Source organism: Chryseobacterium cheonjiense (assembly GCF_012927265.1).
GTDB lineage: Bacteria > Bacteroidota > Bacteroidia > Flavobacteriales > Weeksellaceae > Chryseobacterium > Chryseobacterium cheonjiense.
On sequence record NZ_JABBGF010000001.1, the window covers coordinates 1,600,687 to 1,616,364 of the forward strand.

General features: G+C 35.7%; 20 protein-coding genes. 12 read left to right on the plus strand and 8 right to left on the minus strand.

All coding sequences use genetic code 11. The features are described from left to right. The first annotated feature begins 2 nt into the window (after nucleotides 1-2). From HHL20_RS07165 to HHL20_RS07190, 6 genes are all read left to right on the plus strand, one after another. Nucleotides 3-632: a TetR/AcrR family transcriptional regulator gene (locus HHL20_RS07165; protein ID WP_169230473.1), complete on the plus strand. Its 630-nt coding sequence runs from the start codon at nucleotides 3-5 to the stop codon at nucleotides 630-632. Between the two features lie 98 nt (nucleotides 633-730). Next, nucleotides 731-1,816 (plus strand): DNA polymerase III subunit gamma/tau, encoded by a 1,086-nt coding sequence (dnaX, locus tag HHL20_RS07170; protein WP_169230474.1) that lies wholly within the window; start codon nucleotides 731-733, stop codon nucleotides 1,814-1,816. A 287-nt stretch (nucleotides 1,817-2,103) separates the two neighbouring features. Beyond that, the gene (locus tag HHL20_RS07175) at nucleotides 2,104-2,424 is read left to right on the plus strand and encodes a hypothetical protein (protein ID WP_169230475.1); all 321 of its coding nucleotides are present in this window, start codon (nucleotides 2,104-2,106) and stop codon (nucleotides 2,422-2,424) included. Nucleotides 2,425-2,841: 417 nt separating this feature from the next. Further along, a complete protein-coding gene (locus HHL20_RS07180) occupies nucleotides 2,842-3,921 on the plus strand; it encodes a chorismate mutase (protein WP_169230476.1) in 1,080 nt (359 codons plus the stop codon). Between the two features lie 111 nt (nucleotides 3,922-4,032). Continuing rightward, nucleotides 4,033-4,959 carry a ribosome small subunit-dependent GTPase A gene (gene rsgA / locus HHL20_RS07185; protein WP_169230477.1) on the plus strand — a complete coding sequence of 309 codons (927 nt, stop codon included), beginning with the start codon at nucleotides 4,033-4,035 and terminating at the stop codon, nucleotides 4,957-4,959. 336 nt (nucleotides 4,960-5,295) lie between these two features. Continuing rightward, entirely contained in the window at nucleotides 5,296-5,712 is a 417-nt protein-coding gene (locus tag HHL20_RS07190; protein WP_169230478.1) for a nucleoside-diphosphate kinase, read from the plus strand. A gap of 314 nt (nucleotides 5,713-6,026) precedes the next feature. On the opposite strand, the gene rpe is transcribed toward HHL20_RS07190, so the two are convergent. The 7 genes from rpe to chrP all read right to left on the minus strand — a co-directional run bounded on the left by rpe (nucleotide 6,027) and on the right by chrP (nucleotide 11,025). Then, entirely contained in the window at nucleotides 6,027-6,677 is a 651-nt protein-coding gene (rpe, locus tag HHL20_RS07195) for a ribulose-phosphate 3-epimerase (protein ID WP_169230479.1), read from the minus strand. A gap of 136 nt (nucleotides 6,678-6,813) precedes the next feature. Further along, a complete protein-coding gene (locus tag HHL20_RS07200; RefSeq protein ID WP_169230480.1) occupies nucleotides 6,814-7,239 on the minus strand; it encodes an HvfX family Cu-binding RiPP maturation protein in 426 nt (141 codons plus the stop codon). A 9-nt stretch (nucleotides 7,240-7,248) separates the two neighbouring features. Then, nucleotides 7,249-8,001 (minus strand): HvfC/BufC N-terminal domain-containing protein, encoded by a 753-nt coding sequence (locus HHL20_RS07205; RefSeq protein WP_169230481.1) that lies wholly within the window; start codon nucleotides 7,999-8,001, stop codon nucleotides 7,249-7,251. Beyond that, nucleotides 7,982-8,818, minus strand: coding sequence for an HvfB family MNIO-type RiPP peptide maturase (locus HHL20_RS07210; protein WP_169230482.1), 837 nt, complete (start codon nucleotides 8,816-8,818; stop codon nucleotides 7,982-7,984). Before HHL20_RS07210 ends, HHL20_RS07205 begins: the two co-directional genes overlap by 20 nt. Nucleotides 8,819-8,874: 56 nt before the next feature. Further along, nucleotides 8,875-9,156: an HvfA family oxazolone/thioamide-modified RiPP metallophore gene (locus HHL20_RS07215; RefSeq protein WP_169229171.1), complete on the minus strand. Its 282-nt coding sequence runs from the start codon at nucleotides 9,154-9,156 to the stop codon at nucleotides 8,875-8,877. A gap of 124 nt (nucleotides 9,157-9,280) precedes the next feature. Next, complete coding sequence (locus tag HHL20_RS07220; RefSeq protein WP_169230483.1) at nucleotides 9,281-9,865, minus strand: RNA polymerase sigma factor; 585 nt, start codon at nucleotides 9,863-9,865, stop codon at nucleotides 9,281-9,283. A gap of 86 nt (nucleotides 9,866-9,951) precedes the next feature. Then, nucleotides 9,952-11,025 (minus strand): chryseobasin maturation metalloprotease ChrP, encoded by a 1,074-nt coding sequence (gene chrP, locus HHL20_RS07225; protein WP_169230484.1) that lies wholly within the window; start codon nucleotides 11,023-11,025, stop codon nucleotides 9,952-9,954. A gap of 52 nt (nucleotides 11,026-11,077) precedes the next feature. Between chrP and HHL20_RS07230 the strand changes: the two genes are divergently transcribed. Further along, the gene (locus tag HHL20_RS07230) at nucleotides 11,078-11,782 is read left to right on the plus strand and encodes a DUF4294 domain-containing protein (RefSeq protein ID WP_169230485.1); all 705 of its coding nucleotides are present in this window, start codon (nucleotides 11,078-11,080) and stop codon (nucleotides 11,780-11,782) included. A 33-nt stretch (nucleotides 11,783-11,815) separates the two neighbouring features. Here HHL20_RS07230 and HHL20_RS07235 read toward each other — a convergent pair whose 3' ends face one another. Further along, nucleotides 11,816-12,232, minus strand: a complete 417-nt coding sequence (locus tag HHL20_RS07235; RefSeq protein WP_169230486.1) for an NUDIX domain-containing protein — start codon at nucleotides 12,230-12,232, stop codon at nucleotides 11,816-11,818. A 386-nt stretch (nucleotides 12,233-12,618) separates the two neighbouring features. Here HHL20_RS07235 and HHL20_RS07240 point away from each other — a divergent pair, with 386 nt between their 5' ends. From HHL20_RS07240 to HHL20_RS07255, 5 genes are all read left to right on the plus strand, one after another. After that, a complete protein-coding gene (locus tag HHL20_RS07240) occupies nucleotides 12,619-13,617 on the plus strand; it encodes a LacI family DNA-binding transcriptional regulator (protein WP_169230487.1) in 999 nt (332 codons plus the stop codon). 9 nt (nucleotides 13,618-13,626) lie between these two features. Beyond that, nucleotides 13,627-14,532: a carbohydrate kinase family protein gene (locus HHL20_RS07245; protein WP_228463123.1), complete on the plus strand. Its 906-nt coding sequence runs from the start codon at nucleotides 13,627-13,629 to the stop codon at nucleotides 14,530-14,532. A 103-nt stretch (nucleotides 14,533-14,635) separates the two neighbouring features. Continuing rightward, the gene (locus HHL20_RS19785) at nucleotides 14,636-14,770 is read left to right on the plus strand and encodes a bacteriocin-like protein (RefSeq protein ID WP_449386644.1); all 135 of its coding nucleotides are present in this window, start codon (nucleotides 14,636-14,638) and stop codon (nucleotides 14,768-14,770) included. A gap of 103 nt (nucleotides 14,771-14,873) precedes the next feature. Next, the gene (locus HHL20_RS07250; RefSeq protein ID WP_169230488.1) at nucleotides 14,874-15,386 is read left to right on the plus strand and encodes a DUF421 domain-containing protein; all 513 of its coding nucleotides are present in this window, start codon (nucleotides 14,874-14,876) and stop codon (nucleotides 15,384-15,386) included. 104 nt (nucleotides 15,387-15,490) lie between these two features. Then, nucleotides 15,491-15,676, plus strand: a complete 186-nt coding sequence (locus HHL20_RS07255; protein WP_169229172.1) for a hypothetical protein — start codon at nucleotides 15,491-15,493, stop codon at nucleotides 15,674-15,676. Nucleotides 15,677-15,678: the final 2 nt, after the last annotated feature.

A 15,678-nucleotide genomic window follows, 5' to 3' on the forward strand; every position in this document is an offset into this window, starting at 1 on the left:
AAATGGCAAGAAAAGTTGTACAAGGCCCTATTAGGGATAAAGAAAAGACAAAACAAAAACTGCTCGGGGCAGTCGGAAAAATTTTAAGAACAAAAGGATATTCAGGATTAAAAGTAAGTAAAATAGCTGCTGTAGCAGGTTTTGATAAAAAATTGATTTATGAGTATTTTGGGAGTACCGAAAAACTGATTGACGAATATATCAGAACCCAGGATTACTGGAGCAAGATGAACCAGGATAATATTGAAGTTGACATATCAGACGGAGGAAGAGAACTTTCCAAAATGGCTATTCTCAACCAATATGAGCATATCAAGAAGAACAAAGAGCTTCAGAAAATTATCCTTTGGGGACTTTCGGAAAGCAAGCCTATCCTTAAGAAGATAGCAGACGAAAGAGAAGAGATGGGAGAAATGCTTTTTAAAAATATTGTAGATCCGTATTTTAAGGAAAAGTCGACAAGATACCGTGCCATTGCAGCCCTTCTGGTATCAGGAGCATATTATCTAAATCTTTACACAGCACATAATGCCAGTATGTTTTGTGGTATCGATCTGAAGTCTGAAGAAGGAAGAAAAGAAATCGAAAAAGCAATTGCCGAAATCATTGATTTCGCGTACGATGAAAAATAATGATGAGAAAAAATTTCCCATTGACCAATAATAAGTTTTTGTGGATAACTTGAAATTGAAAATTTTCAAATTACAACTATATTTCTTACTTTTGGCCAATGGAAAATTTTATCGTATCTGCACGAAAATATCGCCCACAACAATTTGATACTGTTGTCGGGCAATCTCATATTACGGATACTTTAGAACATGCAATCGGAGAAAATCAGCTTGCTCAGGCTTTATTATTCTGTGGACCAAGAGGGGTAGGAAAAACGACCTGCGCGAGAATTCTGGCAAGAAAAATCAACGAAAAAGATGGTTCTGTTTCAGATGACGGCTTTGCTTATAATATCTATGAGCTCGATGCTGCCTCAAACAACTCGGTAGATGATATCAGGGAACTGATAGATCAGGTACGTTTTGCACCTCAGGTTGGCAAATACAAAGTATACATTATCGACGAGGTGCATATGCTGTCTTCTGCAGCTTTCAATGCTTTCCTTAAAACCCTTGAAGAACCACCGGCTCACGCCATCTTTATCCTGGCAACAACCGAAAAGCATAAGATTATTCCTACAATTTTATCACGATGTCAGATTTATGATTTCAAAAGAATTACTATTGAAGACATCCAGGGGCATCTCAGAAATATCGCTCAAAAAGAGAATATTCAATACGAGGATGATGCGCTTTATCTTATTGCCCAGAAAGCGGATGGCGCACTGAGAGATGCACTTTCTATTTTTGACAGACTTTCCACTTTTTCACAGAAAAATATCACTTTGGCAAAAGCTGCCGAAGTACTGAATATCCTGGATTACGATCAATATCTTAAAATCGTTGATCTGGCTAAAGACGGTAAAATTCCTGAAGTACTTTCTGCATTTAATGAGATCGTAAAAAAAGGATTTGATCCGCATATCTTTATTGCAGGACTTGGAAATCATTTCAGAGATCTTATGATGGCCCAGAATGCTTCTACCATCGACCTTATTGAAGTTGGCGAACAGACGAAAACAAAGTTTGTACAGCAGGCTCAAAACTGGAATGCACAACAGCTTATTGATGCGATAGAAATCTGCAATCACGCAGATATCAATTACAAAAATTCCAAAAACCCTAGGCTTACGGTAGAAATTGCCCTCATGCAATTGGCTTCCATTACTGCCGGCGTGGATATTTCAAAAAAAAAAAGTTTATAATATTAGCACCTTTTCTCAATGAAAAGCAGGAAATAAAAACTCCTGCCAAAATCATTGAGAAAAAGGAAGAGCCTGCTCAGGTTCAGGATATTATTAAGCCCCAGGAAACTGAAATAAAGAAAACTACAAAGCCTTTAACAAAACAGGTAATTGCTTCAGGATTCAGCATTAATGCTCTTTTAAACAAGGAAGACAAAACTGAAGAAGAAGAAACCGTTGTCGTAAAGACGGAAACCCTTCCACAAAACCATTTTACAGAAACAGATCTGCAGGCAGAATGGAACTTATTGCTGAAACAATTACAGAAGAAAGATACATTTGTATTCAATGCCATCAAATCATTCAAGCTAATAAAATCAGGCGAAAATCAGATTACCGTTTTATTTCCATCCGATTCTGCAAAGGTGGAATTTGATAAGGTAAGCAGGGAGTTTTTTAATCATTTTAAAACAAAGGTTCATAACTTTTCCATTGAAATCATTTACCAGCGTGATGTTGAAAACCTGAAAATAGAAGTAATGACCAAAAGGAAAATCTTTGAAAAATTCGCTCAGAAAAATCCTCTGCTCAAAGATCTTGACGACCTCATGAGATTTGACCTTACCTAATTATGTAGATTTTATAATTTCAAGTATCCTATTTAAATAAATTTTATATATTTGTCAAATATTTGACCTGAAAATAATTTTTCAACAAAAGCAAGATTGCAGAAAAGCTTACAAATAAACGATCAGCATTGGAAAATACAGTAAAACCATTTCTATCTGTTCTCATGCCCGCTATTTTTTTTAGCGGTCATTTCTGCTTTTCCCCATCTTATTACAGAAATTCAGAGAAAAAATATCGATTTTACTATTGGTATTGCTAGCTGAATTTCTTTCCAAAAAATAACAGGAGTACGATAGCCTGATTTCCTGGTCCCATTAAATTTTTTAACGGCGTTTTTTAGAAAGAATTATAAAGTAAATTTATAATGCAATTGCTATGGCTATATATCAACAAAAAGGATAAAATAAATAAGAATAATGAATTTAAAAGAATTAAAGAACGACTGGATTAATGATTTCTCGCAGCCTTTAATGATTGCAGGGCCATGCAGTGCGGAAAGCGAATCCCAGATGCTGGAGACCGCAAGAAGAATCAGAGAGACACAAGCTAATGTGCCTATTTTTCGTGCAGGAATATGGAAACCCCGAACAAAACCGAACGGATTTGAAGGTGTAGGAGTAATAGGGCTCAACTGGCTTAAAAAAGTAAAAGAAGAATACGGATTTAAAACAGCTACTGAAGTGGCCAATGCACACCATGTTTTTGCTGCTCTTGAAGCTGATGTGGATATTTTATGGATTGGAGCACGTTCTACCGTAAACCCTTTCACGGTACAGGAAATTGCAATGGCACTGAAAGGAACAGAGAAAACGGTTCTTGTCAAAAATCCTGTAAATCCTGATCTTGCCCTGTGGATAGGCGCCTTGGAAAGACTTTTAGGCCAGGATATTAAAAACCTTGGGGTTATTCACAGAGGATTTTCAACCTACCAAAAAACAAAATACAGAAACAATCCCAACTGGCAGATTGCTTTGGACTTTAAAAGCCAGTTTCCGGATATTCCAATGTTGATCGATCCTTCACACATTTGCGGAAACAGGACCGGTCTAGCAGATATTACCCAGGAAGCGCTTAACGTAGGCTATCAGGGTGCTATTATTGAAACTCACGCTCACCCGGACGAAGCATGGAGTGATGCAGCACAGCAGATTACACCGGAAGTTTTGGCAGAACTTATCGGTAATCTCAAAGTAAGAAGTACGGACCTTGCAGGTTTTGAAGGGGAAATGGGAAGACACAGAACCTTAATTTCCGATATCGATTTTCAATTGATTGAACTGCTTTCCCAGAGAATGAAAATTTCAGAGAAAATAGGAAAACTGAAAAAAGAAAACGACATTGCTATTTTCCAGCCGGAGCGTTGGAAAGTCATTACGGAATATGCAACTCAAAAAGCTGTTGAAACTGGTATGTCTAAAGAATTTATTGAAAAAGTATTTAAAACCATCCATGAAGAATCAATAGAGGTTCAGAATAGTATCATGATTGACAGGTAGTCATTTACACATATATATTTAGTGATTCAGGGGCTGGGAATTCAGGTGATGTTGCAAAACATTAGCCTTAATTCTTAGCCCTAATTTCATATATTTGCATTAAGTTATAATATGAAAGGAAAAATCATTAAATCTACAGGAAGCTGGTATCAGGTTCTGGAAATGGAAACCGGCAGAATCTTCGAAGCAAGAATCCGCGGTAAATTTAAGCTTATAAAAACCAGGCTTACCAATCCGCTGGCTGTTGGAGATTTTGTGGAATTTCAGCTGGAGCAGGATGATATTGCATGGATCACAAAGATTGAATCCCGCAGAAATTACCTGATCAGAAAATCCGTCAACCTTTCAAAAGAAGCTCATATTATTGCTTCCAATATTGATCTGGCCTGTTTTATTTTTACTTTAAAACACCCGGAAACCTCTCTGGGATTTCTGGACAGGTTCCTTGCCTGCTGCGAAGCTTATAATATTACGCCGCTCATTCTATTTAATAAAATTGATGTTCTTCATGAGGAAGAGATCGAAATTGTGAAAGATGTGGAATTCCTGTATAATGAAATCGGGTATGAAACGCTTGAGATCTCATCGTATTCCAGATTGAATCTCGATCAGCTGCAGGAAATACTACAAGACAAGACTTCTGTATTCTTCGGTCATTCCGGCTGTGGAAAATCTACTTTGGTTAATGCCTTACAGCCAGGACTTAATTTAAAAACATCAGAAATATCTGATACCCATCTTAAAGGAAAACACACCACTACCTTTGCGCAAATGCATTTTTGGGATTTTGGCGGAAATGTGATCGATACACCGGGTGTCCGCGAATTTGCCATGATCGACATCGAAAAAGAGGAGGTACAGCATTACTTTCCTGAAATTTTCAAAAAAAGGGAGCAGTGCAAGTTTCACAACTGTCTTCATATCAATGAGCCAAAATGTGCCGTAATTGACGGTCTCGAAACAGGAGAAATTCAGCATTCGAGATATGCGACTTATATTAAACTCATGGAAGAAGCAGAAGAAGCAGTTCAGAAATAATTCATTTTAATTTTAAAAATAATTGATATTTGCCGGTTATTGATTCAAAATGAAGCAATAAAGATCTGGTTATGTATCGTTTGTGATTTATTCATGATTTTTTATGATAAGAATCTCGTGAAAGTACGGTCAATAAAAAACCCAGCCGAAGCTGGGTAAAAACTAATAACCATGAAAACTCAAATTAAACATGAGAATCGGAATATAAGAAACAATTACTGTGCCAAAGTTTTGTTTACGATTTCTTAACAAATGTTATTTTAATGTTAAAATTTGTTTAAAATTTAACTAACGAATTTTTTTTGTATTTTTGCGCCATTAAAAAAATATACATATATGTCTAACATTACATTCACCATGATTAAGCCTGATGCTGTTGCAGACGGACATATCGGTGCTATATTGGGTAAAATTGCTGAAGGAGGTTTCAAAATTAAAGCTTTAAAACTTACACAGCTTACCGTAGCTGATGCTAAAAAATTCTATGAAGTACATGCTGAAAGACCATTCTATGGAGAATTGGTTGAATTCATGAGCTCAGGACCAATCGTTGCTGCAGTTCTTGAGAAAGAAAATGCCGTAGAAGATTTCAGAACATTAATCGGCGCTACCAATCCTGCTGAAGCTGCAGAAGGTACGATCAGAAAAATGTTTGCAAGAAGCATCGGAGAAAATGCGGTACACGGCTCAGATTCTGACGAGAATGCTCTTATCGAGGCAAGATTTCACTTTTCAGGAAGAGAGATTTTTTAATTAAAAGAAATTACTTGAAATAAGAATCCGGAGAATGTTGTTCTCCGGATTTTTTTGTTCTAAAAGCAGGGGGTCTGATAATCAGCTTCAAACCATGATCAGTAAAAGAAATTAAGTATAAATACGCAATGGTAAATTACGTATTTATACGGATGGCTTCTTCATAATTTTTCACGAATTTTACATCATAATTCAATAGGGAGTTACATAGTAAAAAAGTCTTAAAATTAATAACCATTAAAGACTCCGATTTCAGCAAAGAAGAAAGGCAGCCTGTAAGGACTGCCTTTTTGTCATATTCTTTTAAAAAAAAATTAAATCTTTAGAAGTTCTATAGTTCTTTCCGGACTTTCTGCCGAAAAAACGGCATTCCCTGCCACAAGAACATCTGCTCCTGCTTCAAAAAGTTTTGAAGCATTGTCAATATTTACACCACCATCGATTTCAATAAGAGCGGTAGAATTGTTACTCAGAATGAGGTCTTTTGTTTCTGCAATCTTTTTATAAGTATTTTCAATGAATTTTTGTCCGCCAAATCCTGGATTTACGCTCATCAGTAATACCAGATCAACATCTGCAATAATGTCTTCCAACATAAGCACCGGAGTAGAAGGATTGAGCACAACACCTGCTTTTGCGCCCAGACTCTGAATGTGATGAATGGTTCTGTGAAGATGGGTACACGCTTCATAATGTACAGATACAAGATCAGCACCCTGATCGATAAACTCTTCAACATATTTTTCCGGTTCCACAATCATAAGATGTACGTCTATAAATTTTTTGGCGTACTGCTGAACAGTTTTCATAACGGGAAATCCGAATGAAATGTTAGGAACGAACCTTCCGTCCATTACATCTACGTGGAACCAGTCGGCCTGTGAATTGTTTATCATTTCAATATCTCTCTGTAAGTTTCCGAAATCTGCGGCCAACAGGGAAGGAGCAATAAGCTTAGTTTTCATTTTTACTTTTTTACTTCCTGCAAATATAATTATAATCAAAAAAATACAGTTAAATCTTATCCGTGTCTTTATAAGATACAGATTAAATCTGACTGTACTTCATATTTTAATCAAAAGATTCTGACCCGTAAAGTAATTATTTATTTTTTCTGAACAGAATATGGTCTAAACTTATTCTTCCTGACCCGTAAACGATAAGGGTAAATAACAAAATCAAATAATAGAGAGGAATTTCAAAGCCATTATCGCCGGCTTCGAAACCATTTCCCCAGTGTACGGTAACGATTGCAACAACCATGGTAACCATTAACGGAATAGAAATTATCCGTGTAAACAGCCCCAGTGTAAGAAGAACAACACCTGAAATCTCTGTTCCGGCAGCAAGGTAAGCATTGACAAGCGGAAAAGGGATATTGATACTGCTGAACCAATCTGCAATAGAATTGATATCTCGAAGTTTCATCATGGCCGGATTATAAAAGCCATAGGCTAAAATTAGCCGGATTAATAATAAAGGCAAATCACTTAATTTACCTGCTGCCTGGTAATATTTTTCTATCATAATGTTTTTTTAATTGTTTTTAAATCCAAGAATGAGATTGTTCCGTAAAGCAAAATCAATAAATGTATCAATTACTTTTTCAGTTTTCCCGGTATCATTCTCATATTTAGAAAAGAGATTTTCAAGATCAAAAATGCTTGTTTCCTCTTCGTTTATTCTGATCAGCATTTCTACTAATGCAAAAGATAAATCATTGAATTTAACCTGTTTTGTATAATAATCCCTGTGGATAGATACAAAATACTGTTCTTTATCTTCCTGAGTAATTTGTTTAATCTTTTTAATGTGTACAGGGTACTGCAAAGGCAATATTCTGATTTCGGGATTAGGTATCAAAATATCTTTTTTGGATAAACGCGTTGTTTTAAATTTCTCTACCGGCAGGTCTTCCATCATAAAAACATCAATTTCCAGCCATTCATATTGCAATAGTTCTTTGAGAAAAGGAAATTCTTTTTTAAAAGGGAAAGGATTTTTTTCATAAAATTCGCAAAACTCCGAAGGTAGCTTCCAGATTTGTGGTGTTTCGCATTTGTGATTTTCAAAAAAATAAGCAACAGATTTTTTCCACCGTTTTTTACCGATAAGCTTTCGGGCAATAGGAAAAGCTGTTTTCATGGTATCTTTTATAATATTGTAAACCAATCTCCTGTAATGAAAAGTATGCTCCTGAATACTTGTTTCAGGCTGGTCTCTTCCTGTTCTGCAATACAAACCCAAATCTGTCTGTAAAGCAAAAGTTTTATTGGGTATCAGTTGCATAATTGAGTGGTTTTAATGCACTTTTTTTAATTCGCTGCAGGTTTTCAATTTCATTCTGAAGTTCTGACAGCTCAGGAATATTAAAATCACGCTCCAGCAATACCGGTACGTCCCGCTGCAATTGCTGCATGGTAAAATCAAAGAGATCATACACAGGATCAATGATTTCGGCGCCATGGGTGTCAATTATTAACTGTGGGTTTACCTGGTAATGTCCCGCCATGTGAATATATTTCACCTTATTCAAAGGCATTTTTTGTATAAAATCTTTGGCATCATAATGATGGTTAAAAGCATTTACATACACATTATTTACATCCAGTAGCATTTCACAGTCTGCTTTTCTTACAATTTCATTAATAAAATCAGCCTCTGTCATTTCTGCCTCCAAAACAGTGTAATAGCTTCCGTTTTCAAGAATTAACCGTCTTCCTAATATATCCTGAACCTGCACGATGTTTTCTGTCACACGATCAATGGCATCCTGCGTAAACGGTATAGGCAAAAGATCATACAAGTGGGCATTGTCAACCTTTGAAAATGTTAAATGTTCTGAATACAAAACAGCCTGAGTTTCTTCCAGGAATTGTTTTACCTTTTTTACAAATGAAACATCAATACCTTCCGGACTACCGATGGATAAAGATAAGCCGTGGCAATACAAAGGGTATTTTTCCAACACCTTATTAAGTTCCTGTTTCCAGTATCCTCCAATACCAATCCAGTTTTCGGGAGCAACTTCTACAAACCCGGGTTTTAAAATTTCTCCTGATAAAAATTCTTTGGAAAATTCTTTTCGATAACCGATTCCTACCATATTAATGAATTAAAAAAAACCGGTATCATTGCAGATACCGATTTTTTAATGAAAAATTATTTAGCAGCCTTTTTTTCTGCTTTTGCTTTTGCTTTAGCTTCTTTTTTCATTTTTTTGTCACCACATTTTCCTTCGCCGCATTTTCCTTCTTTTGTTTTGGCGTCAGCTTTTTTGTCTCCACAAGTAGCCTCTTTGGTTTTGCTGTCTGCTTTTTTGTTTCCGCAGGCTGCTTCAATACTTGTAGCTGTTGTAGTTTTTACTGTTGCGAAAGTTGTAGTGGTTCCTGTAACCATTGCACCTAATGTAAGTACACCTACCAAAATTGATTTGTTTTTCATACTGTATAATTTTATTTAATTGAGATTATATTCATAGCAATCTCTGTATATTAATACCAGAATAGAAAAAAAATCACCCTGTGAGGAGTGATTTTTTTTAATAATTTATGTAAATTATTGATTTTCAATATGAAAAATTACCATTATTTTTTTTAATCAGAGATTTAATCTGCTCAATACACTTGTATTTTTGATTTTGTGCATTGTGTTTTGTAGTATATCCGTATTCTTTCTGAATTTGAGAAATCGTTTTATTTTTAAGATATACATCATGAATGAACTTTTGACAGTGCAAACTTATCTGGTCAATATATTCTTCCAGTTTTTCAACCTTCGATATTTCTTCTTCTACGGTATCATCAATTTCCAAAAGAAAATCGGTACTCAGAATATAATCTAGAGAGGTACGTTGACCGTCAGTTTTTTTAGTCTTCAATACTAAATTTTTAGTGACTGCATAGATGTATGTTTTTATAGATGCGGAAAGGATGAAATTTTCCTGCCTCAACTTTTCTAAAAATACAATCATAACATCCTGAAAGACATCTTTGGCATCATCCAAACTTCCTTTATGGGAAAGTACCATTTTTTTTACAGTAGGGAAGTAGTATTGATAGAGCTGCATAAAAGCCGAGTTGTTTTCAACCTTTAATTCATCAACAAAATTCAAGTAGACATCACTGCCACTTATTTGATTATTTTTTTCCATGTAAGTATTTGTGTTTTTTATGCAGTTGGATTTATTTCACTGAATAATTATTTTAAATGAATAGATAATTTTAAATTTTCAACTTTTTAATGATATTTCAGTTTCATTTCCGGCTGAATCTTGAGGAGCGTTTCATAGATAAGACTGATAACATTTCCTACATCTTCTTTGGAAACCATCTCTACCGTCGTATGCATATAACGTAAAGGCAATGAAATCAAAGCACTCGGAACTCCGCCGTTGGAATGGGCAAAGGCATCCGTATCGGTACCTGTCATTCTGCTTGCTGCCGCCCTCTGATAAGGAATTTGCTTTGTTTTTGCCGTTTCAATGATCAGTTCACGGATCGTATGATGAACGCTTGGTGCAAAAAATACTACCGGGCCCGCACCGCACTTTTGGTCACCCTCCTTTTTCTTTTCAATCATCGGGGTGGTGGTGTCGTGGGTAACATCTGTCACAATGGCAATATTAGGCTTTATAGTGTCAGCAATCATATCAGCACCATAAAGGCCTACTTCTTCCTGTACAGAATTGGTAATATATAAACCAAAAGGAAGCGTTTTTTTATTTTCCTTTAAAAGTCGCGCCACTTCAGCAATCATAAATCCGCCGATTCTGTTGTCTAAAGCCCTGCATACAAAATAACGGTCATTCATTTCGAAGAACTCATCTGGATAGGTAATCATACAACCTACATAAATTCCCATTTCTTCCACTTCCTTTTTGGAAGTGGCTCCACAATCGATGAATATATTTTCAATTTTCGGTGTCGGTTCATTCTGGTTGGTTCTTGTATGAATAGCCGGCCACCCGAAAACTCCTTTTACAATTCCGTTTTCTCCGTGAATGTGTACGACTTTGGAAGGAGCAATGGTCTGATCTGAACCTCCGTTACGGATCACATAAATAAGTCCGTCATCGGTAATATAATTTACATACCAGGAAATTTCATCAGCATGGGCTTCTATGACTACTTTAAATTCTGCTTCAGGATTGATAATACCGTAACAGGTACCGTAATGATCCACCTCGATTTTATCAACATACGGTTTGATATAATCCATCCATACTTTCTGTCCTTCATGCTCATAACCGGTGGGAGAAGAGGTGTTTAAATATTTTTCTAAAAATTTCAGAGATTTCTTATCAAATTTCATAAAAAAGGAATGATTTTTGCGTTTTAATTTTTTTCTAATAGGTGTAAAAATAATGAAATTTAGCAAGATTATTTGTCTTTATCTTTTAATTTTTAGCGTGAGTGTTTTTGGACAGAAAGACTCTGTTATTGCAAAGCCGTTAAGCCAATATCCTCAAGAACTTTTAAAGGTAGACGAATTTGGAAATAAATATTTTTATGATGAAAGGCAGAAGGCAAAGATTTACGAGATCAATGGCGAAACGGTAGTAGTGATGGATGAGCTTATTTTGCTCAATAAGCCTCGTTTTAATAATCAGTTAGACAGAAATTATTATTATTTTCTTAATAAAAAATTATACCGGGTTTATCCTTTATTTTTAACCGCACTGCAGCAGTACAGGGATATTCAGGGCGAAATGAATAATCTCGACAGTAAAGCAAAAAGAAAATACATCAAAGACCGGCAGAATATCCTTGCCGACCAGTATGAAAAGCAGCTCAGGGATCTTACAACAACGGAAGGACAGGTTTTTGCAAAGCTTATGAACAGGGCTACCGGCAAAAACGTCTATGAAATTATAAAAGAACTGAGAGGAGGATGGAGCGCATTCTGGTGGAATGTAAAAGGTAAAATGGCAGATATCGACCTTAAAGATAAATATGATCCCCACGCCAACAGAACCGATGAGTATCTCGAATCACTGCTTCAATCGAACTGGAATTCGGGCTATTTGCAGCCTTATCCCGGAGCAGCCAATTTTAAAGTCTACAAATAATAATCAATATAAAAAATTCCTGTAAAAAAAGATTTACAGGAATTTTTCTTTCAGTTTGTCAAAAACAATTTTATCAATGGGGAGCACAAAAGGATTGTCGGCTCTTTCGATATCGATCCATTCTGTTTTTTCAATGCACGGATCCAAAATAAGAAAATCTTCTTCATTGATGATATTCACAATATAGTAAACGGTAAACAACTGCTCATTCTCTCTGAACCGCGAAACCAGGAAGTTTTCCTGCGTGTAAAAATGTTCTACTATTTCAATTTTTACGTTCAGCTCCTCATCAAATTCACGGTGCAGGCAATCTAATAATCCTTCCCCAAACTCAAGCCCGCCACCCGGAAATTTCATTAAAGGTTCACCTGCATATTCTTCAAATAAAGTCAAAACTTTTTTATCCTTTACTGCACAGGCATACACCCTAATGTTTATCTTGTCTATCATATATCATAATTTGTAAAGCTAATGTAAGAAATTATGCGTAAAAGGGCAATATGAAAATAGGTTATGGCTTATAGAATCCATCTTGATCCGTGTTTTAGGTATAAATACCCTAACCGTTTGAATTAATTCAGATTTTGATTATGTTTTAAGAATAAACGTTAAACCAAAATAGCCGTTACAACAGACAATATTAAACTGACATTTAAGAAAAAACACCAAATACAATTTAAACTATTTGTTAAATTATTATTAATCAGAAGTTTGTATTGCTTATTAATTATCGTTTAAAAAACCGCGAAACTACAATTATTTTTCAAACGACCAAAAAATAAAGCTATTGCATTTTATCTCTATTATAGAATATTTTTGCCATAAAGCCAACAATAATGAAACGAGCTTCTATAAAAGATATCGCGAGAATTGCAGGAGTTTCCGTAGCTACGGTATCATATGTCCTTAACAAAAAAGAAGGAAGCCGGATCAGCGAAGCTACCCAGAAAAAAATACTGGAAGTTGCACAAAGCATCAATTATACGCCCAATAAGATTGCGAAAAGTCTTAAAATGAGCAAAAGCAAACTGATCGGCCTTATCGTAGCAGATATTTCCAACGACTTTTATTCTAATATTGCGCGCAGTATTGAAGATGAAGCCATGAAACTCGGATATACGCTTCTGATTGGCAGCTGCGATGAAAATCCTGAAAAATTTGCAAAGCTTACCGAACTATTTTCAGAACAGCAGGTAGACGGAATGATTGTAGCTCCTGTGGTAGATTCTGATGACGCAATCAACAAGCTGATAAGAGAAGAATATCCTATTGTAACGATTGACAGATACCTGAAAAATATAGATCTTCCTGGTGTTATGATCAATAATTTTGAAATTTCTGAACAGATCTGCAATCATTTGCTTTTAAAAAATTTTGATGAACTAATATATGTGGGATACGATACCGAACTTCCACATCTTCTTGACCGACAGGATGGCTTTGATAAAAGAGCCGAAAAATCCGGAACCTCTATCAAACGGATTTTAACAGGAATTCATCACATTACGGAGGAAGTTCACCAACAGCTCAGGGATAATCTTGACCTTTCAAAAAAAACAGCTATTTATTTTTCAAGCAATAAACTGGGAATTGCGGGGTTACGGTACCTTATCGATAATAATATTAAAGTTCCGGAAAATGTTTCCCTTGTTGCTTTTGACGAGACGGAAGCCTATTATCTTTTTCCAACAGAAGTAAGCTTTGTAAGGCAGCCGTTGGAAGAACTGGCCCGGGAATCCGTAAAGTTGCTGGACAACCAGATTAACAGCTATGCAAAAGAAGGCAGAAGAGTAACCTTTAAGGCAGAATTTATTGAGCGCAGTTCTGTAGAGTAATAAAAAATAATGATGACAGATAAAAAACCTTATATATTGTGTTTCGGAGAGGTATTGTGGGATATCTTTCCGGAAGGTTCCAAAGCAGGTGGAGCGCCATTTAATGTGGCTTATAATGTCCACAAAACGCGTGTTGACGTACAGGTGCTCAGTAAAACAGGAAATGATGATCTTGGCAAGAAACTACGTGAGCAAATCCGCAATTGGGGGATTTCTACACAGCTGATCCAGGTCGACGAAAATCATCCCACCAGTACGGTAATCGCGAAAATAGACGAACATAACGAAGCAACCTACGAAATCATCAACGATGTAGCATGGGATCATATTCAATATTTTCCTGAATATAATGAATTGGTTTCGAATGCCGAAGCTTTTGTATTCGGAAGTCTTTCTTCAAGAAACGAAACGACAAGAAATACATTACTGAAGCTTCTTGATCATGCAAAGCTTAAGATTTTTGACGTTAATTTAAGGCCGCCATTTATTGATGGAGAATTAATTAAAACGCTTCTGCATAAAGCGGATGTCGTTAAAATAAATAAATCTGAACTGCAACAGATTCTGGAACTTACGGAAGAACAATACTCAACGGAAGAAGACGCTGTGAAAGCAATTCAGAGACATTTTGCTGTTGACGAAATTGTCTTAACCAAAGGCAGTGAAGGAGCAAGATATTTTGTTGGCTACAAAAGCTATACGCTCCCGGCTGTTCCGATTACAGTTGCTGATACAGTAGGAAGCGGGGATGCCTTTCTTTCAGGATTTATTGCGAAAAGAATTTTTAATGAAACACCGGAAGAGATCCTGAAAAATGCCGTTTCTCTGGGTGCATTCATCACTTCAAAATATGGTGCATGTCCCGATTACGATTACTCTGAATTTGAAGAGTTTAAAGCAAGGCATTTTAATTAAATATTTACGGTCTAAAAATGTAAATCATGAAAAATTTAAATAAAAAACTGTAATAATTAAGAGTAATATTCGTTATATATTGAACCAACAAAATTAAAACGATATGAAAAATTTAAAGAAACTAACAAAGACAGAGCTTAAATCAGTATATGGCGGAAAGCCAAGAGAGTACTGTGTTTACTGCGAAAGATTAAACAAAACAGTCTGCAGTACGGTGCCAATCGCACAATGTCCTTAACAGTCAAGCCGCTTTACAGCGGTTTTTTTATTTTATCATTAAGCAAAACTCACAGGAATTTTATTTCAAAAATTAATACATTTGATATCTAATTAAAACTATAGTGAATCCTATTTTAGATGTCGTTGTACGGTCACTTTGTGTCTATCTTTTCATGGTAATTGCCATTCGTCTTTTTGGCAAAAATCAGCTTTCACAGCTCAATGCAGGAGATGTTGTTCTGCTGTTACTTATTTCCAACGCGGTTCAGAATGCCATGGTTGGCGAGAATACCTCACTGCAGGGAGGTCTTATAGCAGCACTCGTTCTTTTTATTGCCAATTTTATTGTTAAAAGATTAATGTTTTCGAACAAAAAATTCAGCAGTTTTCTCGAAGACGATCCTGTTATTTTAATAAAAGACGGAAAAGTAGAACAAGAAGCCTTAGATAAAGTAAAAATCAGCAGGGATGAGCTTGATGAGGCGGTAAGGGAACATGGCGTAAACGGAATAAAAAATGTAAAATTATCTGTTCTTGAAGTAGACGGAAATATCAGTGTAATATCTGAAGATGAACAAAGTAAACAGACTCATTATACAAGAATAAAAAGAAAATATAAACGCAAATATCATTAATCATCAGTTTTATTAATTCAAATTTAAATATCATCTGTACAGCTTAAAAATTGCCTTTGGCACCAACATTGTTGCTTCAATCAGGAATTTGAAAAGTGAAAAAAATGAAAGGATTGATTAAAATTGTTGGGATTACAGCAGTTATGATGATGATGACTTCATGTATTGTTCATGAACATCACGGAAGAAGGGGGATGCCTCCGGGACAAGCAAAGAAAGTCTATATTTATGAAAAAAGAGGGCCGGGTCACGGTCATGGGCATCACAGAGGACATGGACGTCACAGGTGAAA

Coding starts and splice junctions, on each gene's coding strand:
- HHL20_RS07180 (WP_169230476.1), top strand. CDS start 2,842: ATGAATTTAAAAGAATTAAAGAACGACTGGATTAATGATTTCTCGCAG.
- HHL20_RS07255 (WP_169229172.1), top strand. CDS start 15,491: ATGAAAGGATTGATTAAAATTGTTGGGATTACAGCAGTTATGATGATG.
- chrP (WP_169230484.1), bottom strand. CDS start 11,025: ATGAAATTTGATAAGAAATCTCTGAAATTTTTAGAAAAATATTTAAAC.
- HHL20_RS07200 (WP_169230480.1), bottom strand. CDS start 7,239: ATGATAGAAAAATATTACCAGGCAGCAGGTAAATTAAGTGATTTGCCT.
- HHL20_RS07190 (WP_169230478.1), top strand. CDS start 5,296: ATGTCTAACATTACATTCACCATGATTAAGCCTGATGCTGTTGCAGAC.
- HHL20_RS07205 (WP_169230481.1), bottom strand. CDS start 8,001: ATGCAACTGATACCCAATAAAACTTTTGCTTTACAGACAGATTTGGGT.
- rpe (WP_169230479.1), bottom strand. CDS start 6,677: ATGAAAACTAAGCTTATTGCTCCTTCCCTGTTGGCCGCAGATTTCGGA.
- HHL20_RS07245 (WP_228463123.1), top strand. CDS start 13,627: ATGATGACAGATAAAAAACCTTATATATTGTGTTTCGGAGAGGTATTG.
- HHL20_RS07240 (WP_169230487.1), top strand. CDS start 12,619: ATGAAACGAGCTTCTATAAAAGATATCGCGAGAATTGCAGGAGTTTCC.
- HHL20_RS19785 (WP_449386644.1), top strand. CDS start 14,636: ATGAAAAATTTAAAGAAACTAACAAAGACAGAGCTTAAATCAGTATAT.
- rsgA (WP_169230477.1), top strand. CDS start 4,033: ATGAAAGGAAAAATCATTAAATCTACAGGAAGCTGGTATCAGGTTCTG.
- dnaX (WP_169230474.1), top strand. CDS start 731: ATGGAAAATTTTATCGTATCTGCACGAAAATATCGCCCACAACAATTT.
- HHL20_RS07220 (WP_169230483.1), bottom strand. CDS start 9,865: ATGGAAAAAAATAATCAAATAAGTGGCAGTGATGTCTACTTGAATTTT.
- HHL20_RS07210 (WP_169230482.1), bottom strand. CDS start 8,818: ATGGTAGGAATCGGTTATCGAAAAGAATTTTCCAAAGAATTTTTATCA.
- HHL20_RS07235 (WP_169230486.1), bottom strand. CDS start 12,232: ATGATAGACAAGATAAACATTAGGGTGTATGCCTGTGCAGTAAAGGAT.
- HHL20_RS07215 (WP_169229171.1), bottom strand. CDS start 9,156: ATGAAAAACAAATCAATTTTGGTAGGTGTACTTACATTAGGTGCAATG.
- HHL20_RS07230 (WP_169230485.1), top strand. CDS start 11,078: ATGAAATTTAGCAAGATTATTTGTCTTTATCTTTTAATTTTTAGCGTG.
- HHL20_RS07165 (WP_169230473.1), top strand. CDS start 3: ATGGCAAGAAAAGTTGTACAAGGCCCTATTAGGGATAAAGAAAAGACA.